Here is a 22,135-nt window from a genome sequence, read left to right as displayed (position 1 = left end):
GTGTCGTTTCCGTGTCCCTTCCTTTTCCGGACCTTCACTCCATGAGCCATATCAAGAGCCGCAAGCACGCTTCCCCGACACGCACCGCCGGTACCCTGGCCACCGCCAGCCTGGTCACCGGGCTGGGCCTGGTCGTCCTGCCCTCCCTCGTCCAGGCGCAGTCGAGCGGCACCGACCCGCAGACGCTGGACGAAGTCCAGGTCCATGCGGTCCGCGGCTACAAGGCCGACAAATCCGCCTCGCCCAAGTTCACCCAGTCGCTGCAGGACACCCCGCAGACCATCCAGGTCATCACCAGCGACCTGTTCAACCAGCAGGGCGCCACCACCCTGACCGAAGCGCTGCGCAACAGTCCCGGCGTGGGCACGTTCTTCGCCGGCGAGAACGGCAACACCAACACCGGCGACACCGTCTACATGCGCGGCTTCGACACCTCCAGCAACATCTTCGTCGACGGCGTGCGCGACCTCGGCTCGATCTCGCGCGACGTGTTCAACACCGAGCAGGTGGAAGTGGTGAAGGGCCCGGCCGGCACCGACAACGGCCGCAGCGCGCCGACCGGCGCGATCAACATGGTCAGCAAGCAGGCCACGCTGCAGGACGCCACCTCCGCCACCGTCTCGGCCGGCAGCGACGGCCAGAAGCGCGCCACCGCCGACTGGAACCAGACCCTGGGCGGCAGCGCCGCGTTGCGCCTCAACGCGCTGTGGCAGGACAGCGACGTCGCCGGCCGCGACCACGTCAACAACAAGCGCTGGGGCATCGCCCCCTCGCTCGGCTTCGGCCTGGGTACCGACACCCGCTACCACCTCAACCTGCTGTACGTGAAGCAGGACAACATCCCCGATGGCTTCGTGCCGACCATCGGCCTGCCGGGCTGGACGCCGCAGCCGGGCCTGCAGCAACTGGCCGGGCATCCGATCGATCCGGAGAACTTCTACGGCACCCGCGACGACCACGACGACGTCACCGCGAAGATGGCCACGTTCCGCTTCGAGCACGACTTCTCCGACAGCCTGAAGCTGACCAACGTCGCACGCTGGGGACAGACCGAGCAGGACTACCTGCTGACCGCCTTCATGTCCACCGGCGGCACCGCCGACGATCCGCAGGCCGGCAACATCAAGTGGACCGACATCGACGACCTGTCCAGCTACACGCTCGCCCGCAGCAACACCACCTTCAAGGTCCAGGAGAACAGGATCCTGACCGACCAGCTCAACCTGCGCGCCGACTTCGCCACCGGCAGCGTGCAGCACAACCTGAGCACCGGCCTGGAACTGACCCGCGAGGAACAGCAGACCCGCGGCATCGCCAGCACCGGCGCGCGCCCCCCGGCCAGCCTGTATGCCCCGGACTGGAACGATACCGGCGACCTGGCCTGGGCCCGCAGCGGCGCCGGCAGCCATGGCCGGACCGACACCGCTTCGCTGTATGCATTCGACACGTTGACCTTCGGCGACAGCTTCCTGCTGACGGCGGGCCTTCGCGTCGACCGCTACAAGACCGAGTACCGCAGCACCGCCGTATGCGGCGGCACCGGCCGCGGCGCCGTGGACTGCGCCGGGCAACCGACCGGCAGCATCGTCGAGACCGCCAACACCGAGGCCAGGGACACCCTGCTCAACTGGAAACTGGGCGCGGTCTACAAGGCCAACGACGCGGTCAGCCTGTATGCCAACTACGCCCTGTCGCAGCAGCCGCCGGGCGGCGCCAACTTCCAGCTCAGCGACGCCGCCGGCGGCGCCAACAGCGTCAACGCCGATCCGCAGAAGGCCCGCACCGTCGAGGTCGGCAGCAAGTGGAGCTTCCTGGACGACGCCCTGGCGCTGAACCTGGCCCTGTTCCGTACCGACGTGACCAACGAGATCAACAGCCAGGTGCTCGACGACAACGGCAACCCGACCCAGACCGGCGAGAAGAAGGTCCAGGGCGTGGAGCTGTCGGCCGTTGGCCGGATCACCGAGAACTGGTCCGTCTCCGCCGGCTATACCCACATGGACACCGAGGTCGTGGAGGGTCCGAACGTGGCCAGCGACGGTACGCCCAACCTGACCTACACCCCCGACGAAGCCTTCACCGGCTGGACCAGCTACACCCTGCCGTTCGGCCTCACCGTCGGCGGCGGCGTGCGCTATTCCGGCAGGATGCACCGCGGCACCGACGGCGCGGTGGGCACGCCGGCCTTCACCAAGTCCTATACCGTCTACGACGCCGTGGCCTCGTACGCGGTCAACGAGCACCTGGTGCTGCGCCTGAACGCCTACAACCTGTTCGACAAGCAGTACGTGGCCGCCATCAACAAGAGCGGCTACCGCTACACGCCGGGCGTTCCGCGCACCTTCCTGTTCAGTGCGGACTTCCGCTTCTGAACCTGCAACGGGCACGGGGAGGTCAGCCTCCCCGTGCCACCAACGGACCCATCGCCATGCTGCTGCATATCCCCGACGTGCTGACCGCCCAGGAACTGGCCGCACTGCGCCAGGCCCTGGACAACGCCGACTGGACCGACGGCCGCGAGACCGTCGGCCCGCAGGGCGCGCAGGTGAAGCGCAACGAACAACTCCCGGACAGTTCGCCGCTGAAGGCGGAACTGGGCCGGATCGTGCTGGCGGCGCTGGAGCGCCACCCGCTGTTCTTCTCCGCCGCATTGCCGCTGCGCATCCTGCCGCCGCGCTTCAACCGCTACCAGGGCGGCGGCGAATACGGTTTCCATGTCGATGGCTCGGTGATGGCCATCGGCCACGGCGAGCAGCGCAGCCACATCCGGTCGGACGTGTCGTGCACGCTGTTCCTGTGCGGGCCGGACGAGTACGACGGCGGCGAACTGGTGATCACCGACACCTACGGCGAGCACGAAGTGAAGCTGCCGGCCGGCGACATGGTCGTCTATCCCTCCAGCAGCCTGCACAAGGTACAGGCGGTCACCCGCGGCGCCCGGCTGGCATCGTTCTTCTGGGTACAGAGCATGGTGCGCGACGAAGCCTCGCGGCGGTTGCTGCTGGAGATGGACACCGCCATCGGCAAGCTGCGTGGCGACCAGGCCGACCCCGGCGCGGTGCTGCAGCTGACCGGCGTGTACCACAACCTGCTGCGGCAGTGGGCCGACGTCTGATTCCACCGGATGCGCGGCCGTCCCCGCATCCGGCCTGACGGCGCGCCACGCCGGCCATGCTCCCGCGCCCTTCCGCCGGGCAGGGCCGCACGCCCGCAGGCGCGCCCTTGTTATCAAGATTGATTCCTATTTACAAAGGCAAGGGAATCTCATTACAATTCCGCCGCCCGCCGCCTGCAATCCCGCCAGGCCGGGCCTCGGGGAATCCTTTTGCATCAGCCGTCGCACATCCATACGACGTTGCAGGTCCGGCGCACGCGCCGGGGCGGCAGCCTGTCGTGGATCGTGCTGGCCCTGCTCGCGCTGCTGCTGTGCGTGCAGGGTACGGTCCCCGGCTTCGGCGGCGATGCCGCCTACCAGGCCACCCCGGCCGCCGGGGAACTGCCCGGCGGCGGTGATTCCACGCTGCAGGAAGAATCCCCCGCCAAGCTGCGCCGCACCGCGCCACTGAGCGCATCGGCCATCCGCCGCGATCCGGCCGACACCCTGCCGCCGGTCATGGCCTGGTTGCAGGCCGCCATCGACACGCCCATCCGCGCGCCGGCTCCCGCATCCGCTCCGGACACCACCATCCCGATCCCGCCCGGGCTGCAGCAGCAGCGCGGACAGGCGCCCCCGCGCGCCTGATCCGGGCTGCACGCGCCGGCCCCGGCGCGCGCCTGTTCCCGCACGCGATCCTCCGCCGGGCCGCCCGTGCGGAGAGGCTTTCGTCCCCGTCATCCGCCATCCCCGCGCCCTTGCGGCGGCATGGCTTCCGTTCTGTACTTCCATCCAAGAGGTCCATCATGGCCGCGCGCCATTCCCGTACGTCGCTGTCCCGTCGCTCGCTCAGCGTTGCCCTGCTCGCCGCACTGTCCTCCCCGGCCTTCGCCTCCGGCGCGCCGGCCGGCCAGCCGTCCACGCTCGACACGGTGGTGGTCACCGCCTCGGGCTTCGAGCAGAAGATCACCGACGCCCCGGCCAGCATCTCGGTCATCACCAAGGAAGACCTGGCCAAGCGCCCGTACATGACCCTGCTCGACGCCGTGCGCGACCTGGAAGGCGTGGACGTGGGCGAGACCCGCGACAAGACCGGCCAGGGCACCATCTCCATGCGCGGCATGGGCTCGGACTACACCCTGATCCTGGTCAACGGCCGCCGCCAGAACAACCACGGCGACATCTATCCGAACAACTTCGGCGGCAACCAGTTCAACCACATCCCGCCGCTGGATGCGATCGAGCGCATCGAAGTCATCCGCGGTCCCGCGTCGACGCTGTACGGCGCCGACGCCATGGGCGGCGTGATCAACATCATCACCAAGCGCACGCTGGACAGCTGGCACGGCTCGGCCAGCGTGGCCCGTACCTTCGAGACCAACGACGAGTTCGGCGACGACACCACGGTGGACTTCTTCGTCACCGGTCCGCTGGTGCCGGGCATGCTCAACCTCGGCGCGCGCGCCAGCTGGTACGACCGCAAGGCTTCCAACCCGACGTATTCGCCGGTCACCGATCCGGCCGGAGCGGAGCACACCCGCCCGCTGGGCTTCGGCGGCGGCGGCAAGACCGTGGACAACACCAACAAGGCCGGCGGCATCACCCTGACCTGGACGCCAACCGAGAACCAGACCCTGACCCTCGACTACGACGTCTCGAGGCAGGAATACGACAATGCGATCAAGACCAACGATGCCGGCAATCTGGAATATCCGGTCGGCACCGTGGACAACATCAATTCCGTCTGGCGCGCGGCCAACGTCAACGGTGTGCTCCGGGTCGCTCCTCAGGTCGGTTACAGCCCGACCCAGGAATTCAGCCGCGACAGCTGGGCACTGACCCACGAAGGCAACTGGGGCTTCGGCAACAGCTTCGTCTCGCTGTCGCACGTGGCCACCAACAACGACGGCCGCACCATGCCCTTCACCGTGGCCGAGCGCAACCAGTTGCAGGAGATGTGGGACGGTACCGGCGACTATGCCGGCCTCACGGTCGACGAGCGCCGGGCAATCGCCGAATCGACCTTCCTGCCGCGCCCCAAGCGCACGCTGGAAAGCGCCCAGTACACCCTGGACGCCAAGCTGGACATTCCGTTCCAGGCCGCCGGCGAGCACACCGCGGTGGTCGGCGCGCAGGTGATCCGTGGCGAACTGACCGACGGCGTGTTCGGCACGGAGAGCGGCACCCCGGGACGGAAGCAGGAACACAACATGTACTCGCTGTTCGCCGAGGACACCTGGAAGGTGGTCGAGCCGCTGGCCATCACCTACGGCCTGCGCTACGACGACCACGAGGTGTTCGGCGACCACCTCAGCCCGCGCCTGTACGGCGTCTACACCATCAGCGAGCAGTGGACGGTCAAGGGCGGCATCAGCACCGGTTTCAAGACGCCCAAGACCACCCAGCTGTACGACGGCGTCACCGGCTTCGGCGGCCAGGGCGTGCTGCCGCTGTTCGGCAATCCGAACCTGAAGCCCGAGACCAGCACCAGCACCGAGTTGGCGGTGTACTGGCAGCACCCGGCCGGCCACAACTTCAACGCCACCATCTTCCGCAACGAATTCGACGACAAGCTCTCCACCGAGAACTGCGGCATCGGCCTGGCCCTGGCCTGCCCCACCGGCGAGTACGCCGAGCTGGGCTACGTCAGCGGCAGCGTGCCCGTCAACATCGATGAGGTGGTGATCCAGGGCGCCGAGGTGGCCGGGCGCTGGAAGATCAACGACAGCTTCGGTTTCCGCGCCAACTACACCTACACCGACAGCGAGCAGAAGAGCGGCGCGCAGAAGGGTCGTCCGCTGGGCAACAGCGCCAAGCACATGGCCAACGCCACCTTCGACTGGCAGGCCAGCGACCGCTTCAGCCTGTTCCTGACCGGCGAGGCCCGCTCCAAGCGCTACCGTGGCGTGAGCTCCACCACCGGCGACGAGCTGTACTACAAGGACTACACGGTGCTGCACCTGGGGGCCTCCTTCGATGCCACCCAGTGGTTGACCATCAACGCCCGCATCAACAATCTGCTGGACCGCGACTTCACCACCTACCGGTCGGTGTTCACCGACATCGACGGCGACGGCCAGTACAACAACGGCATCACCGCCGGCGAAGTGGTCTTCGAAGACGACTACAACAACAAGGACAAGGCCCGCAGCTTCTGGCTGAGCCTCAACGTCCGCTTCTGATCGCCCCCGCGGCGGTCCGGAAAACCCGCCCCTCCGGGCGGGTTTTCCTTTTCCGGGCCACGCGCGGGAATGGCCGGCCGCACCGGCCGGCAACACCGGTGATAGAGTCCGCCTCCGGCCCGCCCGCGCAACGCCCATGACCCGCCCCTCGTTCCAGTCCATCCAGGCCCTGCGCGGCATCGCCGCGTTGATGGTGGTGCTGTTCCACCTGCAGATCGTGGAAGGCAAATACGGTGGCGGCACGTTGCTGCTGCCGGCGCTGGTCGGCCATGCCGACAGCGGCGTGGACCTGTTCTTCGTGCTGTCCGGCTTCGTCATGACCACCATCGCCGCCGGCAGCTACGGCTCGCCGCGCGCAGCCGGCCGCTTCCTGCTGCGCCGCGGCTGGCGCATCCTGCCGCTGTACTGGTTCTACACCACCCTCGTGGTGGTGCTGATGGCGGTGGCCCCGGGCATGGCCAACAGCTCCTACCAGGACCAGGGCATCCTGGCCTCGTACCTGCTGTGGCCGCAGGCGCAGCTGCCGCTGCTGACGGTGGGTTGGACGCTGATCCACGAGGCCTTCTTCTACCTGGTGATGGCCGTGGCCATCGCCTTCGCCCGCGACAGGCAGCTGCCGTGGCTGCTGGCCGGCTGGGCCGTGGCCACGCTGGCCGCGCACGCATGGCCGCCCAGCACCGGCGCGCCATGGGCGACGCTGGTCTCCAGCCCGCTGTCGCTGGAATTCATCGCCGGCGCCCTGGTCGGCCTGTACTGGCGCCGGCTGCCGGCCGCACTCGCACTGCCGGCGATGCTTCTCGGCGCGCTGGCTTTCGCCGGTTCGCTGCTGTGGCTGGCCGGCACCCCGCCGCAGGAGCTGCCGGTGCTGCACCGGGCGGCGTACTTCGGCCTGCCCGGCGCCCTGCTGGTACTCGGTGCGGTGCGCTGGGAACAGGCGCGGCAGCCCGGCTTCCCGCGCCTGCTGCTGCGCATCGGCGACAGCTCCTATTCGCTGTACCTGAGCCACGTGTTCGTGATCTCCGCGCTCGGGCGGCTGTGGCAACGCAGCGGTTTCACTGCCGCGCACTGGCAGCACGCAGTGTTCCTGGCGGTGGCGGTCGCCGCCTGCGCGGTGGTCGGCTGGCTGTCGTGGCGGCTGCTGGAGCAGCCGCTGCAGCGGCTGGCGCGTGCCGGCTTCCGGCGGTCATCGGCAACGGCCGCACAGCAGGCATGAGGCGACCGCGGGACGACGATACATATCGACACAAATTGCGAATCATTCTCACCGATGCTCTAATCCCGGGTCCCTGAGCCCCCTCCGCCTCCGCTTGGCTCCCGCACGCTCCACCGCCGCCACCGTCCAACAGCAGCCCAGCCGCGGCTTCTGGCTGCGTACGCTGCACCAATGGCACTGGATCAGTTCGGCGGTGTGCCTGGTCGGCATGCTGCTGTTCTCCATCACCGGCATCACCCTCAACCACGCATCCAGGATCGAGGCCAAGCCGCAGGTGGTGAACCGCCAGCTGGAACTGCCGGGCGAACTGCTGCAGGCGCTGGGCGAGCGCGAGGACGGCAACGCACCGCTGCCGCGCGCCGCCGCGCAGTGGCTGGGCGAACAGCTGTCGGTATCGATCGGACGGCGGCCGGCGGAATGGTCGACCGGGGAAATCTACCTGTCGCTGCCCGGCCCCGGCAGCGACGCGTGGCTGAGCATCGACCGCGAGACCGGCGCGGTGGAATACGAAAGCACCCGCCGTGGCTGGGTGTCGTACTTCAACGACCTGCACAAGGGCCGCAATGCCGGCCCGGCCTGGGGCTGGTTCCTGGATATCTTCGCCGTCGCCTGCCTGGTGTTCTGCGTCACCGGCCTGTTCCTGCTGCACCTGCATGCGCGCCAGCGGCGCATGACCTGGCCGCTGGTCGGCCTGGGCCTGGTGGTGCCGCTGCTGATCGCCCTGCTCCTCATCCACTGATCCGTTTCCCGTTCCGGAGTCGCACCATGCGCGTCACCCTGACCATCGCCCTGAGCGGCCTGCTGGCCACCACGCCGGCCTATGCCGCCACGCTCGACGTCAACGTCGAGATCCCCAAGCTCAACGTGGCCGAATACCACCGGCCGTACGTGGCGATCTGGCTGGAAGGCGCCGACGGCAAGGCCGCGGCCAACCTGTCGGTGTGGTACCAGCAGACCTCCAACGCCGAAGGCCATGGCACCAAGTGGCTGCCGGACCTGCGCCAGTGGTGGCGCAAGAGCGGCCGCACCCTAGAGGTGCCGGTGGACGGCGTCACCGGCCCGACCCGCCCGGCCGGCAGGCATGCGCTCTCGTTCGACGACCAGCAGCCGCAGCTCAAGGGCCTGCCGGCCGGCGAGTACACCCTGGTGGTGGAAGCCGCGCGCGAGGTCGGCGGCCGCGAACTGCTCAGGATTCCCTTCACCTGGCCGGCGAAGGCGCCGCAGTCCGGCAAGGCCCAGGGCAGCAGCGAGCTGGGTGCCGTGACCCTGGCCATCAAGCCCTGATTTCCCCCTTCCCTTTTCGCAGGAGCCCCCTGAGATGAAGCGTTCGCTTGTCCTGGCAGCCGCCATCGCCGCCACCGTCCTTCCCTTCTCCGCCGCCGCGCACAAGGCGTGGCTGCAGCCGTCGCAGACGGTGATCGCCGGCACCAATCCGTGGATCACGGTCGATGCCGCCGTCTCCAACGACCTGTTCTACTTCAACCACGTGCCGCTGCGCACCGAGGGCCTGGTGATCACCGCGCCGGACGGCGGCAAGGCCGAGGCGCAGAACGTGGCCACCGGCAAGTACCGCACCGTGTTCGACGTCGAACTGACGCAGCAGGGCACCTACCGCATCGCCACCGTCAACAGCGGCCTGTTCGCCAACTGGGAAGAAGACGGCAAGCCCAAGCGCTGGCGCGGCACCGTGGCCGGCTTCGCCAGCGAAGTGCCGAAGAACGCCAGGAACCTGCAGGTATCGCAGACGCTGGGCCGCGTGGAGACCTTCGTCACCAACGGCAAGCCGAACGACACCGCGCTCAAGCCGGTGGGCGAAGGCATCGAGCTGGTCGCCCTCGCCCATCCCAACGACCTGTTCGCCGGCGAAGAAGCGCGCTTCCGCGTGCTGGTCGACGGCAAGCCTGCGGCCGGGCTGGAGTTCGAGATCACCCGTGGCGGCACCCGCTACCGCAACGCGCAGGAAGAGATCAAGGTGAGCACCGACGCGGCCGGCGAATTCGCCGTCACCTGGCCGCAGGCCGGCATGTACTGGCTGGAGACCGGCACCGAGGACGGCAAGACCTCGCTCAAGGAAGCCGGCAAGCGCCGCCTGAGCTACGTCGCCACGCTGGAAGTGCTGCCGCAGTAACGCGGCCCGTGCGCAGGACCGCCGCGCGCGGTCCTGCGCCGCCGTCATCGCCCATGCAAGACGCCTCCCTCGACATCGCCACGCTCGGCGGCCACACCATGGGCACCCGCTGGAGCGTGAAGCTGGCCACCCGTCGCGCACGCGACCTGCACCCGCTGCATGCCGGCATCCAGGCACAGCTGGACCGCGTCGTCGCGCAGATGAGCAACTGGGAGCCGGACTCGGACATCAGCCGCTACAACCGCGGCGATGCCGGCAGCTGGCATGCGTTGCCGGAGGAATTCTTCCGGGTGCTGGAAACCGCGCTGGACATCGCCCGCCGCAGCGGCGGCGCGTTCGACCCCAGCATCGGCCCGCTGGTCGCGCTGTGGGGCTTCGGCGCCGGCGCGCAGGCACCGCGCGTACCCGATGCCGCGACCCTGGCCGCCACCGCCCGGCATTGCGGCTGGCAGCGCCTGCAGCTGCGCGCTTCCGGCCGCGAGGCGCTGCAGCCCGGTGCGCTGCGACTGGACCTGTCGGCCATCGCCAAGGGCTTCGGCGTGGACCAGGTCGGCCGCTGGCTGCGCGGCATCGGCATCGCCGCCGCGCTGGTCGAGGTCGGCGGCGAACTGCACGGCTATGGCCGCAAGCCCGACGGCCAGCCGTGGCGGGTGCTGGTCGAATCCGGTCCCGACGAGGACGCCGCCGGCGACTGGCCACCGCGCGTGCTGGCGCTGGACGACCTGGCCGTGGCCACCTCCGGCGACCGCTGGCACCGCCACGAGATCGACGGCCGGCGCTACAGCCACACCCTGGATCCGCGCACCGCCGCACCCGTTCCCCACGCCGCGGCCGCGGTCACCGTGGTCGCGCGCGCGGCGATGGACGCCGACGCCTGGGCCACCGCGCTGACGGTGATGGGCGCCGACGAGGGCATGGCCTTCGCCCGCGCCCACGGCATCGCCGCGCGTTTCGTCTCGCGCGGCGCCGAGGGCGTCGAAGAGGCGATCAGCCCGGCCTTCCAGCAGCACCTCGACGCCAGCGCCGCATGAACCGCTTCCTCCCCTCGCGCGCCGTGCTCGGCAACATCGCCGCGATGTTGCTGCTGGCGATCGGCGCCTGGCTGCTGCTGCGCCTGCACCTGCGGGAGAGCTGGTGGCTGGCGCCGCCGCTGCGCTCGCACTGGCAATGGGCCGGCGCCAGCCTGCTGGCCTACGCCCTGCTGTGCGGTGCGCTGTGGTGGCGTGCGCGGCCGCGCGACGATGCCGCGGCCGACACCGGCGAAAAGCCGCTGCTGGTGGTCTGGGCCAGCCAGACCGGCTTCGCCCGCGAACTGGCCGAACGCAGCGCCGAGGCACTGCGCGCCAGCGGCACCCCGGTACGCCTGCGTGCGCTGGACCAGCTGGACGCCGCGCTGCTGGCGGGCAGCGAGCGCGCCCTGTTCGTCGCCAGCACCACCGGCGAAGGCGACGCCCCCGACCATGCCCTGCCGTTCCTGCGCCGGCTGATGCCGCAGGCGCCCGCGCTGTCCCACCTGCACTACGCGGTGCTGGCGCTGGGCGACCGCAGCTACGCGCGGTTCTGCGCCTTCGGCCACCAGCTCGACGGCTGGCTGCGCCAGCAGGGCGCGCATCCGCTGTTCGATACCGTGGAAGTGGACAACGCCGACCCGGCCGCGCTGCGCCACTGGCAGCAGTTGCTCGGCCAGCTCGGCGGCCAGGCCGGCGAACTGCCGGACTGGACGCCGCCGCAGTACCAGCGCTGGCGCCTGCAGCAACGGCAGTGGCTCAATCCCGGCAGTGCCGGCGGCAGCGTGTTCCATCTCGCGCTGGTGCCGCAGGAGCCGCCGCTGCCGGCCTGGCAGGCCGGCGATATCGCCGAGATCGGCCCGCGCCATCCGCCGCACGCGGTCGAACGCTGGCTCGCCGACCACGGCCTCGACGGCGATACGCAGGTCGGCGACGAACCGCTGCGCGAACGGCTGGCGCGCTCGCAGCTGCTGGCCGCCGACGCATCCGCCGCCCATGACGTGCAGGCGCTGGCCGCCGACCTGAAGCCGTTGCCGCACCGCGAATACTCCATCGCCTCCATCCCCGTCGAAGGCAGCGTGCAGCTGCTGCTGCGGCGCCAGCTGCAGCCCGACGGCACGCCTGGCCTGGGCAGCGGCTGGTTGTGCGACCACGTCCCGGTCGGCGGCGGGATCGCGCTGCGCCTGCGCGGCAATCCCAACTTCCACCCGCCCGCTTCCGCCAGCCCGCTGGTCCTGGTCGGCAACGGCACCGGCATCGCCGGCCTGCGCGCGCACCTGCGCGCCCGCATCGAGGCCGGCGCGCGCCGCAACTGGCTGCTGTTCGGCGAACGCAACGCCGCGCACGACTTCTTCTTCGGCGAGGAACTGCGCCAGTGGCAGGCGCAGGGCTGGATCGAACGCCTCGATGCGGTGTTCAGCCGCGACGGCGGCGAACGCCGCTACGTGCAGCACGCGCTGGCCGACGCCGCCGATGCGTTGCGGCAGTGGATCGACGACGGCGCCACGCTGCTGGTCTGCGGCAGCCTGCAGGGCATGGCCCCGGGCGTGGATGCGGTGATCGAACGGGTGCTGGGCGCCGATGGCAAGGAACGGTTGATCCTGGAAGGTCGCTACCGCCGCGACGTGTATTGAGGTCGCCTTCTCACTCCAGGTCCAGCTGCCAGAAACAGCTGTACGGATCAGCCACGTAGTCGCCGAACGGCCCGCAGGGCCGGAAGCCATGCCGCGCGTACAGGCGGTGGGCCGGCACGAAGGCCGGCGCCGTTCCGGTTTCCAGCCACAGTCGCCGGTAGCCGCGGCGGCGGGCCTGTTCGACGATGTGCCCGAGCAGCGTCGCCGCCACGCCCTTGCGCAGGTGCGCCGGCGCGGTCCGCATCGACTTGATTTCGCCACTGCCGCCGTCGAGCGCCTTCAGCGCGCCGCATCCCAGCAGTTCGCCGGCGTCCCAGGCCGTCCAGAAGGTGATGCCCGGGTGCCGCAGCGCATCCAGGTCCAGCGCATGGATGCTCTCCGGCGGCGAATGCCGCGCCATGTCGTCCAGGTGCCCGGCCAGCAGCGCGGCGATCTCCGCACCGCGCAGGTCATCGATGCGGATGTCCATCAACGTTCTCCGCGCGGCTCCGCGCCCGCCGTCCTCACCCTTGCCGCCAGCAGTTCGCCGCCGCCGCGCAGGGCGTAGCGGCGGCGCTCGCCGGCACCCAGCCAGGCGCTGTCGCCGGCTTCCAGCGGCTGCAGCGCGGGCTCGCCCTCGAACTCGGCCTGCCCGGACAGCAGGTGGATCGCCCAGGCGGTATCCGGCTCGGCGAAGAAGAACATCGAGCCGACCAGCGGCCGGTGCAGCAGTTCGGCTTCGAGCGCGTCGCGCCGCCACATCAGGTTGAAGTCGTGGGTCACCCCGTCCACCAACTCGCCGCCCACCTCGTCCTCGCCGGCGAAGCGCAGGCGGTCGTGCGGCGGCATCAGCACGTGGCAGCGGCCATCGGCGAAGCGCAGGCGCAGCCCCTCGCCGCGCAGCAGCACCAGCTCGCGCTCGACGCCCGGGAACGCGGAGAACGCCGCGTCCTGCTCGATCTCGGCGATGGACAGGCGCAGCAGCCAGTCGTCGCCGGTCGCCGGCACGCGCAGGATCTCGCGGGTCCAGCCGAGGCCGTTGCGCCAGCGCTCGCGGCGATAGTCGTAGGCGGGAATCACCCGCGTGGGCAGGGTCAATGCGTTCATTGCCGCATTCTGCCCGAACGGGACGTGCACTGTGGACAGGGCTGCCGCGGCGAACGAGCCGATGCCCACGAGCCATGCCGTGCCTCCGGAGGCACCTTCATCGCGGCTGCATCCGTACGGATGGTCACGACGAATGGAACCGGTCACCCCCACGCAGGCGGGGATCCAGCGTCTCTTGCTCGAGAAAGGCAAAGGCACTGGGTCCCCGCCTGCGCGGGGACGACGCCGACACGTTCGTCATGGTGGAGTCGGCCCGCATTGGATCCCCGCCTGACCGGCCATGACCAGCCATGACCAGCCATGACCAGCCATTCGGCTGTTGAAAAGCACTTCGGCTGTTGAAAGGCACTTCGGCTGTTGAAAAGCACCTCGGCCGTTGAAAAGCATCGCGCGGGGATGACAACCAAGGGTTCTGCCGGCGTCTGCACGCATATCGGGAATCCGCCGCAGCCCCTCCACTCCAGCACGCGAATGCGGATCCCGTTCCGCTCTCCATCGCCATGCGCAAGGCGGGCCGTGCGGCCCGCCTTGCCATCCATGACGAACCCGGTCAGCGCGGAATCGCGAGGCCGGCTTCCGTCAGCGGCTTGCCCGCACCGCGCGGGGTCGTGGCGATCACCGCATCGGCCGGCAGCGCAGCGCCGTCGTCCAGATGCGCCTGCACCCGGTCCAGCGCGGCGTATACGTAGGGCAGCAGCGGCACGTAGCGCGCGGCGTAGTCCGGCAGGCCGAGGAAACCGTCGAAGTGCTGCGCGTGGCGCACCTGCCAGTAGCGCACGTCGCGGCCGGCGGCCTGCGCCGCGACCACGTAGGGCGCGCTGCTGAAGGCCGGCGGGATCAGGCCGTCGTCCAGCCCGTGCACCACCACCACCGGCAGCCCCTTGCGCGGCAGTCCGGCGCGGGTCTGCTCGATGCCGGCACGCACGCGCGTGGCCGCCTCGCCCTCGCCCTCCCACAGTGCGCGCAGGCATTGCAGGCCGGCCAGGGTCAGGTCCGGCATCGCCAGCTTGCCGTCGATGATGCCGACCCCGGCGCCCGGCGGGATGCCGCTGCCGTCGCTGAACCAGGCCGCGCGCTCGGCCGCGGTCGCGGCGCGTGCGCTGAAGTCCGTATTCTGCGCGGCGAATCCGTAGCCGCACGGATGTTCGTCCACGCCGTAGCGGCCGTAGGCCGAAGCATAGGTCGCCGCCACCGCACGCCACAGGTCGAAACCGACCGACAGCGCACCGGCGCGCAGCGCCTCGTCGCTCCAGCCGCTGCCGCGCAGTCGCTCGTAGGCCGCACGCGCCTGTTCGGCGGTGGTCGCGCCCGGCAGTTGCCCGGCCGTCGCCAGCGAGGCGCAGCGCACCGCGGCACCGGCCTGCACTGCGGCGGTAAGCGGCGGCTGCGGCAGGTCGTCCATGTGCAGCAGCGCGCACGGCATCAGCAATGCCGCCTCGGTGGTGTAGTCGTACAGCGCCCGCGCGCCCGGACCGTCGGACAGCACGCTGGGTTCGCCGGCCACCACCGCGTCGAGCCAGCCGCCCTCCAGTTCGGCCGCGCGCAGCACTGCGCCGCCGCCGTTGGAGATGCCCACCGCGATCACGCGGGTGTTGTCGAAGGTGAACGGCGCCGCCTGCGGATGGGCCTGGTCCAGCGCGTGCAGCGCGAACTGCGCCGCCTGCTTCACGTGGCGGCCCCAGTCGGCCTCCGGGTTGTCCTGCGAATGCGCGTGCCTGAACGCCACGCCGCTGGCGTTCATCGGCGCCTCGGGCACGAAGGCCAGGTCGTCCGCCGCTCCCAGTTCGCCCACCGTGCCGTCGGCGCGCACGCCCTGCTGTGCGTCCAGGTCGAAGTAGTCGCTGCCGGCGCCCTTGTCGGTGTAGACCACCGCGCAGCCCCTGGGCAGCCCCCAGGCCGCGGCCACCGCCACTGCGCCATAGATGCCGCGCGAACCGGAAGCCGGCGCCACCAGCACGCAGCGCTTGCCGGTGTCGAAGCTGTCCGGCACCTGCGCCAGTACCCGATGCGGCTGCCTGGCCCCGGGCAGCGTGGCGTAGGCGGAGAATTCGCGGCCCGGCACCGCCGACAGGTCGCCGAACAGTTCGCCATAGCCGCCGCCGGGCGCCAGGTCGGCGATGCCGCGCCAGCTGCTCCACAGCGCGCGCCGGCGCAGTTCCCCGGCAGTGGGCGCCAGCGGATCGGCGAACGACGGCGGCGCCAGGGTCCGCAGCCCGGCCAGTCCCAGGCCGGCGGTCAGCAGGTCGTCGCTGCCGCGGTGTTCGCTGCTGCGTTCGTGGCTGAACATGGAAGGCTCCGAAGACCCGGTGACAGGCCGGCTGGCGCAGGAGGCCAGCGTGAGTCCGACGAAAAGGCCGCAGGCGGCGCGCAGGAGTGGATTGTTCATGCCGCGACACTAGCAGAGCGTACCGGCGCGCTCATCGTACTTTCGTACCACCCACCGTTGCCGCCGCGCCTGCTACGTTTCCGGGTCTCCCACACCCGAATTGGAGTTCCCATGGACCGCTTCCTGCAAAGCCGCACCGCGCTGGTGACCGGCAGCACCTCCGGCATCGGCCTGGCCATCGCCCAGACGCTGGCGCAGGCCGGCGCGCGGGTCGCGATCAACGGCCTGGGCAGCGAGGAGCAGATCGCACAGGCGCTGGACAGCGTGCGCGAGGCCGGCGGCGAGGCCCGCCATTTCGCCGCCGACCTGCGCGACCCGGCGCAGATCGCGGCGATGCTCGCCGACGTGGAGGCCTGGGCGCCGGTCGACGTGCTGGTCAACAACGCCGGCATCCAGCATGCCGCGCCGCTGGCCGAGCAACCGGTGCAGAAATGGGACGACATCATCGCCATCAACCTCAGCGCCGCCTTCCACACCATGCAGCGGGCGCTGCCGGGCATGGCCGAACGCGGCTACGGCCGCGTGGTCAACATCGCCTCGGTGCACGGGCTGGTGGCCTCGAAGAACAAGGCGCCCTACGTGGCCAGCAAGTTCGGCATCGTCGGCCTGAGCAAGGTCGCCGCGCTGGAATACGCCGCCGCCGGCAGCCGCGACAGCGGCGGCGTCACCGTCAACTGCGTCTGCCCGGGCTGGGTGGAGACGCCGCTGATCGAGCCGCAGATCCAGGCCCACCGCAACGGCGGCAGCCGCGACGACGGCGTGCGCGCGCTGCTGGAGGAAAAGCAGCCGAGCCTGCGCATGTCGCTGCCGTCGGACATCGCCGCGATGGTGGCTTGGCTTTGCCGGCACGAAGCGCACAATGTCACCGGCGCCAGCTTCCCGATGGATGGGGGCTGGACCTCCCAGTAACCCGGATTGCCGATGCCCACCCTGCTGATCGCCGACGACCACCCCCTGTTCCGCGCCGCGCTGCGGCAGGCCGCGGGCGAAGCCATGGCGGCGATGACGGTGCGCGAGGCCGAATCGCTGGACGGCGTGCTGGCCGCGCTGGACGCCGAGCCGGACATCGACCTGATCCTGCTCGACCTGCACATGCCCGGCAACCACGGCCTGGCCGGGCTGGCCGCCATCCGCGCCCAGCATCCGGGCGTGGCGGTGATCGTGGTCTCGGCCAACGACGACCCGCGCGTGGTGCGCCGCGCACTGGACCACGGCGCCGCCGGCTACCTGCCCAAGAGCGCCGGCCTGGACGACCTGCGCGAAGCCATCCGCAGCGTGATGGCCTGCGAACAATGGCTGCCGTCGTCGCTGCGCGCGGCGGTATCGCGCGCGCAGTCCTCCAGCCACGACAGCGAACTGGCCGCGCGCCTGGCCAGCCTGTCACCGCAGCAGTTCCGGGTACTGGTGCTGGTCGCGCAGGGCCTGCTCAACAAGCAGATCGCCGACCGCCTGGACGTGCAGGAACGCACGGTGAAGGCGCACCTGTCGGCCATCTTCGAGCGCCTGGGCGTGCGCAACCGCACCCAGGCCAGCGTGGTGTTGCGGGAACTGGAACTGAGCGACCCGGCGCGGCAGATCGAGGCCTGAGGGCCTGCCGGCTGGCAGTGCCGGACAGTCGCTGCATGCACCACGAAGAATGGATTTTCAGGCGATGCCCGCGGTCGCTGCAGACCGCGGGCGCGCCAACCGGTAACCGGCCCAGCCGAACGGGAAGTAGGCCATCGCAATATCCAGGACGACGAACCAGGTCGGGGCAGGAATCATCCGCGCAGCCATGATGCCGCCCGCGAAGAAGAACGCGGCAACGACCATGGCCGCAGCCAGCCTGTGCCCTGAGGCGATCTTCGCCGCGACATATGCACCGGCCAGCGTACCCAGTGCGTGCGCCAGGAACGGAAACAGGAAGTGCCGGGGGGCAAGTTCGGGCAGGGCGGCGCGTATGCCCTCGGCCGTGGTCATGTCGGCGCCCGGCGGAGGCGGGATCACATGGCCGCTCGCCATGATGAGCGCCATGTTCACGATGCCGCCGACGACAAGGCCGGCAACGATGCCCAGCACCAGCTTGAGTATGGACTTCATGGATCTCTCCCTTGCGCCGCCTGGCGCCCAGTCGAACAGCGTCGCGGAACAGTATCCGCTCGAACGGATTGCCGGGCGACGGCTTGAAGCGGCGGACAGGACCATGGCCGTCGAGGGACTTCACAACAGCGCGAAACGATGGTCAGCCAGCGACGTTGGGAGAGGGCTTGGACGAATGGTCGGGCGACTCTCCGCTCACCACCAGAACCAGAGCCGGGAACCGCTCCTGTCGGCAGGGCCGATGGAATGGTCGCCGCGCCCAAGGGCAATGCCGGAGATACCCTCACGCAGCGGGGCCAGCCAGTCCGAGCCTACGGCAAGAACCGCCGGATCCAGGCCGGGCGGAAACGACCACTCCGATGGGTTGCTGGAGAAAACCATTCGAAGCTTGCCGGGTGCCCGCCAGGCAGCCAAACCAGACTTGTTGTTCGGCACAGCCAGCCGGGCCCTGGAAGGGGGCTTGAGCTCAATGGTGCGGGATGCGGCGATACCGTCGGCGGCCATGGCGTCCAGCAGGACCATGAGCGACTCGCAGCCGGCCGCATCGGCGGTGAGCTGCCAACCCGGATAGTCGCGCTGGTTCTCGGTGTAGTACCAGAGCGAGACGTTGCCGGATTGCTTCCATGAGTGGGCACGATTCATCAAAGTTGCCTGATGCCTGGTGGTGGATCCCGGAACCGGGATATCGCATGGAGTCTTTCGCCATGCGGGCACGCCCATCGATCGTGATCGACCGAATCCATCGAGATGTATTCCCCGCCATCCTTCGGGGTCAAGACCTTCTTCCCTGCAGTGGCCTTCGCCACGCCGGCCGAACGACAGAGCGGACGATGCGCCGCCGATGGAATTGCCGGACCGCAGCCAGCCGGCTATGGATCTTCCTCCGCCGGCGCCCCGCTCCCGGAACCGGCCGCGACGCCACTCGACGCCAGCAGCCGGTCCAGGATCGATTTCAGCGCCAGCGGCCGCACCGGTTTCTGCAGCAGGGTCAGGCCCTGCTCCAGCACTTCGCGGCGGGTGGACAGGCTGTCGTCGGCGCTGAGGATCAGCGTCGGCCGCGCGCCGAACCGCGCCCCCAGCCGCGCGTGCAGCGCAGTGCCGGTGTCGCCATCGTCCAGGTTGTAGTCCAGCAGCCACAGCGCCGCCGGTGTCGCCTGCAGCGCGGCGACGGCCTCGGCATCGCCATTGGCCTCGGCCACGCTGCACCCCCAGCCGCGCAGCAGCATGGCCAGCGCCTGCAGCGACGGCGGGTCGTTGTCCACCACCAGCACCGGCACGCCCTGCAGGCTGCCGCCGCGCGCCGGCGGCGCGGCGGCGACCGCTACCGGCCGGGCCACCGTCGCCAGCGTCAACGCGAACACGGTGCCGCGGCCGGAGCGGCTGCGCAGCGACAACGGCGCCTGCAGCAGGCCGGCGATGCGGTCGGCGATGGCCAGGCCGAGTCCCAGCCCCTGCCCGGCGGCGCCGTCGCCGCGGCGGAATTCCTCGAAGATCGCCGCGCGCTCGGATTCGGCGATGCCCGGGCCGGTGTCGTGCACTTCGATGCGCACGTTCGCGCCTTCGCGGCGCACGCCGAGCAGCACGCCGCCGCGCTCGGTGTAGCGCACCGCGTTGGCCAGGAAGTTCTGCAATACCCGTCGCAGCAGTTGCGGGTCGCTGCGTACCCACGCCGATGTCGCGACATGGTGGAAGCCCAATCCGCGCGCACTGGCCAGGGCGCGGAACTCCGAGGCCAGCGGCTCCAGCACCTCGGCCAGCGGGAAATCGCGCGGCTGCGGCACCAGTCCGCCGGCTTCCAGCCGCGACATGTCGAACAGCCCGGTCAGCAGGTCGGTGGTGGAATCGAGCGCGCCGCGGATCTGCGCCACCGCCTGCTTCTGCTGCGGCGCCTCCACCTGCCGCGCCAGGGTGTCGGTGAACAGATGCGCGGCATGCAGCGGCTGCAGCAGGTCGTGGCCCACTGCGGCGAGGAAGCGGCTCTTGGCGTCGTTGGCGCGCTCGGCCTCGCGCTTGGCCGATTCGAGCAGGGCCGTGCGTTCGCCCACGCGCTGCTCCAGGGTCTCGTTGCTGAGCTTGAGTTCGCGCTCGTTGCGGCGGAACTCGGTGACGTCGGTAAAGGTGGCGACGAAGCCGCCGCCAGGCATCGGGTTGCCGCGGATCTCGACGATGCTGCCGTCGGGGAACACGCGCTCGGTCAGGTGCGCGGTGCCGGCGCGCATGAAGGCCAGCCGGCGGTCGATGGCGCGCTCGTCGTTGCCGCGCGCCGGCATCGCCTGCAGCGCCCAGCGGGTCAGGTCGACGATCGGCCGGCCCACCTGCAGCAGTTCGTCGGGAAAGCCGAACATGCGCGCATAGCGCCGGTTCCACGCCACCAGCCGCTGCTCGCGGTCGATCACGCTGATGCCCTGGCTCATGTTCTGCAACGCCGCCTGCAGCACCTGCTGGTTGAAGCGCAGGTCCTGCGAGGCCTCGCTGACGATGGCCGCCACCGTCGCCAGCTCGCCGCCCTCGCGGCGTGCGGCGTCGAGCAGCAGGCGCGCCGAGGCCGCGCCCAGCACCGCCGACAGTTCGCGCTCCAGTTGCGCCTCTGTCAGCGCCGGCACCGGGCCATGCCGCGGCGCCTCGGCCAGCAGCTGCTCCACCCGCTCGAACGGCAGGAAACGGCGGCCGGCGTCGCGCAGCGCATCGGCATCGAGATTGCGATGGGTGCGGTCGGGCGTATCGCGCCGCCAGGCCATGGCCAGCAGCGTGGCCAGGGTGCCGACGAACAGGCTGGCGCCGACCGCACGCCCCAGCGGACTCCAGCCGGTCAGGCCGAACAGGCCTTCCGGCGCCAGCCAGCGCCAACCGAACGGCCCACCCGCCAGCCAATGCGGCGCATGCCCGGCATCGGCCAGCAACGACGGCACCAGCAGCACCCAGGCCCAGGTGAGGAAGCCGGCGGCGACACCGACGATGGCCGCGCGCGGCGGCGTCTGCGGCCGCCAGATCGCGAACCCCAGCACCGGCAGCAGCGTGGCCAGCGCCGAGAACGACACCGCGCCGACATCGGCCAGCACGTTGCCGCCGCCGATCAGACGGCTGTAGGCCCAGGCCAGCAGCATGATCACGCAGATGCCGGCGCGCCGCAGCCACAGCAGTTCGTGGCGGCGGTCACCGCTGCCCACGCGCGACCACGCGCCCCGCAGCAGCCCCGGCGCGAACCAGTGGTTGCCGATCATCAGGCTCAGCGTCAGCGTGCTCACCACCACCATGCCGGTAGCCGCACTCAGGCCGCCGAGGAACGCGAACAGGGCCACGCCGGCATGGCCCTGCGAGAACGGCAGCGCCAGCGTGTACATGTCGGTCGGCACGGTATCGCCCAGCCAGGCGGCGCCGGCGTGGGCCAGCGGCAGGATCGGCAGCGCGATCAGCAGCAGGTACAGCGGGAACAGCCAGCGCGCGGTACGCACGTCGCGCACGTCGCGGCACTCGACCACGCCGACGTGGAACTGGTGCGGCAGCATGAACATCGCCATCGCCCCCAGCAGCACCAGCGGCACCACGCCGCCGCCCGGCGCCACCGGTGCGGCAGGCAGCGCCGGCGCCTCCGGCAGGCTGCCCAGCCCGAACCAGACGAACGCGCCCAGCGCCAGCATCGCCGCCAGCTTGAACAGCGATTCCACCGCCATCGCCAGCACCAGGCCACGGTTGTGCTCGGACACATTGGCCCGGCGCGCACCGAACAGCATCGCGAACAGCGCCATCGCCAGCGCCACGTACAGCGCGCTGTCATGCCACGGCGTACCGGATTGCCCGCGCCCGGTCGAGCCGGCGGTGAGCATGTCGAAGCTCATCGTCACCGCCTTGAGCTGCAGCGCGATGTAGGGAATCAGCCCCAGCGCGGCCACCAGGGTCACGGTGGCGGCCAGCCAGGCGTCGCGGCCCAGCCGCGCGGCGATCAGGTCGGCCAGCGAGGTGGCGTTGGTCTCGCGCGCCAGCCGCACCAGCCGCATCATGAAACCCACCGCCAACGCGTAGAACAGCACCGCGCCGACGAAGGTGGGCGGCAGCGGCCAGCCGTAGCGCGCGGCCTGGGTGACGGTGCCGTAGAACGTCCACGAGGTGCAGTGCACCGCCAGCGACAGCGCATACACGTAGCGCCAGTGCCGGGCGAAGGCCGCCGGCCGGCGCTCGCCGTACAACGCCGCACCGAACATCAGCGCCAGCCACGCCATGCCGGCCAGCACCACGGTGATCAAACTCAGCATGCCTGCCGCTTCCCCCGGTTGCCCGCCCGCATCGCCGCGGGACCGGGCTCAGGATAAGGGAACGGCGGCATGTCGG

At 70.4% G+C, this 22,135-nt stretch carries 18 protein-coding genes; 12 read left to right on the top strand and 6 right to left on the bottom strand.

Annotation, left to right across the window (positions count from 1 at the left end; genetic code table 11):
* The first annotated feature begins 41 nt into the window (after nucleotides 1–41).
* The 10 genes from OK345_RS06725 to OK345_RS06680 all read left to right on the top strand — a co-directional run bounded on the left by OK345_RS06725 (nucleotide 42) and on the right by OK345_RS06680 (nucleotide 12,258).
* Nucleotides 42–2,372, top strand: a complete 2,331-nt coding sequence (locus tag OK345_RS06725; RefSeq protein ID WP_265127151.1) for a catecholate siderophore receptor Fiu — start codon at nucleotides 42–44, stop codon at nucleotides 2,370–2,372.
* Between the two features lie 56 nt (nucleotides 2,373–2,428).
* The gene (locus OK345_RS06720; protein WP_265127150.1) at nucleotides 2,429–3,115 is read left to right on the top strand and encodes a Fe2+-dependent dioxygenase; all 687 of its coding nucleotides are present in this window, start codon (nucleotides 2,429–2,431) and stop codon (nucleotides 3,113–3,115) included.
* Between the two features lie 210 nt (nucleotides 3,116–3,325).
* Nucleotides 3,326–3,742, top strand: coding sequence for a hypothetical protein (locus tag OK345_RS06715; RefSeq protein ID WP_265127149.1), 417 nt, complete (start codon nucleotides 3,326–3,328; stop codon nucleotides 3,740–3,742).
* Between the two features lie 158 nt (nucleotides 3,743–3,900).
* The gene (locus tag OK345_RS06710; protein ID WP_265127148.1) at nucleotides 3,901–6,276 is read left to right on the top strand and encodes a TonB-dependent receptor domain-containing protein; all 2,376 of its coding nucleotides are present in this window, start codon (nucleotides 3,901–3,903) and stop codon (nucleotides 6,274–6,276) included.
* A 136-nt stretch (nucleotides 6,277–6,412) separates the two neighbouring features.
* Nucleotides 6,413–7,489 carry an acyltransferase family protein gene (locus OK345_RS06705; protein WP_265127147.1) on the top strand — a complete coding sequence of 359 codons (1,077 nt, stop codon included), beginning with the start codon at nucleotides 6,413–6,415 and terminating at the stop codon, nucleotides 7,487–7,489.
* Nucleotides 7,490–7,583: 94 nt separating this feature from the next.
* The gene (locus tag OK345_RS06700; RefSeq protein ID WP_265127146.1) at nucleotides 7,584–8,228 is read left to right on the top strand and encodes a PepSY-associated TM helix domain-containing protein; all 645 of its coding nucleotides are present in this window, start codon (nucleotides 7,584–7,586) and stop codon (nucleotides 8,226–8,228) included.
* Between the two features lie 26 nt (nucleotides 8,229–8,254).
* Complete coding sequence (locus tag OK345_RS06695) at nucleotides 8,255–8,773, top strand: DUF2271 domain-containing protein (RefSeq protein WP_265127145.1); 519 nt, start codon at nucleotides 8,255–8,257, stop codon at nucleotides 8,771–8,773.
* Between the two features lie 34 nt (nucleotides 8,774–8,807).
* Nucleotides 8,808–9,617 carry a DUF4198 domain-containing protein gene (locus OK345_RS06690; protein ID WP_265127144.1) on the top strand — a complete coding sequence of 270 codons (810 nt, stop codon included), beginning with the start codon at nucleotides 8,808–8,810 and terminating at the stop codon, nucleotides 9,615–9,617.
* Nucleotides 9,618–9,670: 53 nt separating this feature from the next.
* Nucleotides 9,671–10,648 carry an FAD:protein FMN transferase gene (locus OK345_RS06685; RefSeq protein ID WP_265127143.1) on the top strand — a complete coding sequence of 326 codons (978 nt, stop codon included), beginning with the start codon at nucleotides 9,671–9,673 and terminating at the stop codon, nucleotides 10,646–10,648.
* Complete coding sequence (locus OK345_RS06680; RefSeq protein WP_265127142.1) at nucleotides 10,645–12,258, top strand: sulfite reductase subunit alpha; 1,614 nt, start codon at nucleotides 10,645–10,647, stop codon at nucleotides 12,256–12,258. Before OK345_RS06685 ends, OK345_RS06680 begins: the two co-directional genes overlap by 4 nt.
* Nucleotides 12,259–12,268: 10 nt before the next feature.
* Here OK345_RS06680 and OK345_RS06675 read toward each other — a convergent pair whose 3' ends face one another.
* From OK345_RS06675 to OK345_RS06665, 3 genes are all read right to left on the bottom strand, one after another.
* Complete coding sequence (locus OK345_RS06675; protein ID WP_265127141.1) at nucleotides 12,269–12,727, bottom strand: GNAT family N-acetyltransferase; 459 nt, start codon at nucleotides 12,725–12,727, stop codon at nucleotides 12,269–12,271.
* Complete coding sequence (locus OK345_RS06670) at nucleotides 12,727–13,344, bottom strand: HutD/Ves family protein (RefSeq protein ID WP_265127140.1); 618 nt, start codon at nucleotides 13,342–13,344, stop codon at nucleotides 12,727–12,729. Before OK345_RS06670 ends, OK345_RS06675 begins: the two co-directional genes overlap by 1 nt.
* A 550-nt stretch (nucleotides 13,345–13,894) precedes the next feature.
* The gene (locus OK345_RS06665) at nucleotides 13,895–15,631 is read right to left on the bottom strand and encodes a 3-hydroxybutyrate oligomer hydrolase family protein (RefSeq protein ID WP_265127139.1); all 1,737 of its coding nucleotides are present in this window, start codon (nucleotides 15,629–15,631) and stop codon (nucleotides 13,895–13,897) included.
* A gap of 210 nt (nucleotides 15,632–15,841) precedes the next feature.
* On the opposite strand from OK345_RS06665, the gene OK345_RS06660 reads away from it, so the two are divergent.
* Both OK345_RS06660 and OK345_RS06655 read left to right on the top strand, forming a co-directional pair.
* Complete coding sequence (locus OK345_RS06660) at nucleotides 15,842–16,639, top strand: 3-hydroxybutyrate dehydrogenase (protein ID WP_265127138.1); 798 nt, start codon at nucleotides 15,842–15,844, stop codon at nucleotides 16,637–16,639.
* Nucleotides 16,640–16,651: 12 nt separating this feature from the next.
* Complete coding sequence (locus tag OK345_RS06655) at nucleotides 16,652–17,317, top strand: response regulator (protein ID WP_265127137.1); 666 nt, start codon at nucleotides 16,652–16,654, stop codon at nucleotides 17,315–17,317.
* Nucleotides 17,318–17,374: 57 nt separating this feature from the next.
* Here the strand turns inward: OK345_RS06655 and OK345_RS06650 are convergent, their stop codons facing one another.
* The 3 genes from OK345_RS06650 to OK345_RS06640 form a co-directional block, all read right to left on the bottom strand.
* Complete coding sequence (locus OK345_RS06650; RefSeq protein WP_265127136.1) at nucleotides 17,375–17,809, bottom strand: hypothetical protein; 435 nt, start codon at nucleotides 17,807–17,809, stop codon at nucleotides 17,375–17,377.
* 195 nt (nucleotides 17,810–18,004) lie between these two features.
* A complete protein-coding gene (locus tag OK345_RS06645; RefSeq protein WP_265127135.1) occupies nucleotides 18,005–18,451 on the bottom strand; it encodes a hypothetical protein in 447 nt (148 codons plus the stop codon).
* Nucleotides 18,452–18,678: 227 nt separating this feature from the next.
* Entirely contained in the window at nucleotides 18,679–22,059 is a 3,381-nt protein-coding gene (locus tag OK345_RS06640) for a hybrid sensor histidine kinase/response regulator (protein ID WP_265127134.1), read from the bottom strand.
* Nucleotides 22,060–22,135 lie beyond the last annotated feature (76 nt).

Origin of the sequence: Xanthomonas chitinilytica, from assembly GCF_026107455.2 — a bacterium.
Classification (GTDB): Bacteria; Pseudomonadota; Gammaproteobacteria; order Xanthomonadales; family Xanthomonadaceae; genus Stenotrophomonas; species Stenotrophomonas chitinilytica.
Note: the sequence above shows the minus strand (reverse complement) of the source record. Positions and strands in the feature narration are given on the sequence as shown.

Bases quoted from the DNA above. Each gene is read 5' to 3' on its own strand.
- OK345_RS06650 (WP_265127136.1), bottom strand. From the start codon at position 17,809: ATGAAGTCCATACTCAAGCTGGTGCTGGGCATCGTTGCCGGCCTTGTC.
- OK345_RS06665 (WP_265127139.1), bottom strand. From the start codon at position 15,631: ATGTTCAGCCACGAACGCAGCAGCGAACACCGCGGCAGCGACGACCTG.
- OK345_RS06725 (WP_265127151.1), top strand. From the start codon at position 42: ATGAGCCATATCAAGAGCCGCAAGCACGCTTCCCCGACACGCACCGCC.
- OK345_RS06720 (WP_265127150.1), top strand. From the start codon at position 2,429: ATGCTGCTGCATATCCCCGACGTGCTGACCGCCCAGGAACTGGCCGCA.
- OK345_RS06710 (WP_265127148.1), top strand. From the start codon at position 3,901: ATGGCCGCGCGCCATTCCCGTACGTCGCTGTCCCGTCGCTCGCTCAGC.
- OK345_RS06705 (WP_265127147.1), top strand. From the start codon at position 6,413: ATGACCCGCCCCTCGTTCCAGTCCATCCAGGCCCTGCGCGGCATCGCC.
- OK345_RS06675 (WP_265127141.1), bottom strand. From the start codon at position 12,727: ATGGACATCCGCATCGATGACCTGCGCGGTGCGGAGATCGCCGCGCTG.
- OK345_RS06685 (WP_265127143.1), top strand. From the start codon at position 9,671: ATGCAAGACGCCTCCCTCGACATCGCCACGCTCGGCGGCCACACCATG.
- OK345_RS06660 (WP_265127138.1), top strand. From the start codon at position 15,842: ATGGACCGCTTCCTGCAAAGCCGCACCGCGCTGGTGACCGGCAGCACC.
- OK345_RS06645 (WP_265127135.1), bottom strand. From the start codon at position 18,451: ATGAATCGTGCCCACTCATGGAAGCAATCCGGCAACGTCTCGCTCTGG.
- OK345_RS06690 (WP_265127144.1), top strand. From the start codon at position 8,808: ATGAAGCGTTCGCTTGTCCTGGCAGCCGCCATCGCCGCCACCGTCCTT.
- OK345_RS06655 (WP_265127137.1), top strand. From the start codon at position 16,652: ATGCCCACCCTGCTGATCGCCGACGACCACCCCCTGTTCCGCGCCGCG.
- OK345_RS06680 (WP_265127142.1), top strand. From the start codon at position 10,645: ATGAACCGCTTCCTCCCCTCGCGCGCCGTGCTCGGCAACATCGCCGCG.
- OK345_RS06695 (WP_265127145.1), top strand. From the start codon at position 8,255: ATGCGCGTCACCCTGACCATCGCCCTGAGCGGCCTGCTGGCCACCACG.
- OK345_RS06640 (WP_265127134.1), bottom strand. From the start codon at position 22,059: ATGCTGAGTTTGATCACCGTGGTGCTGGCCGGCATGGCGTGGCTGGCG.
- OK345_RS06670 (WP_265127140.1), bottom strand. From the start codon at position 13,344: ATGAACGCATTGACCCTGCCCACGCGGGTGATTCCCGCCTACGACTAT.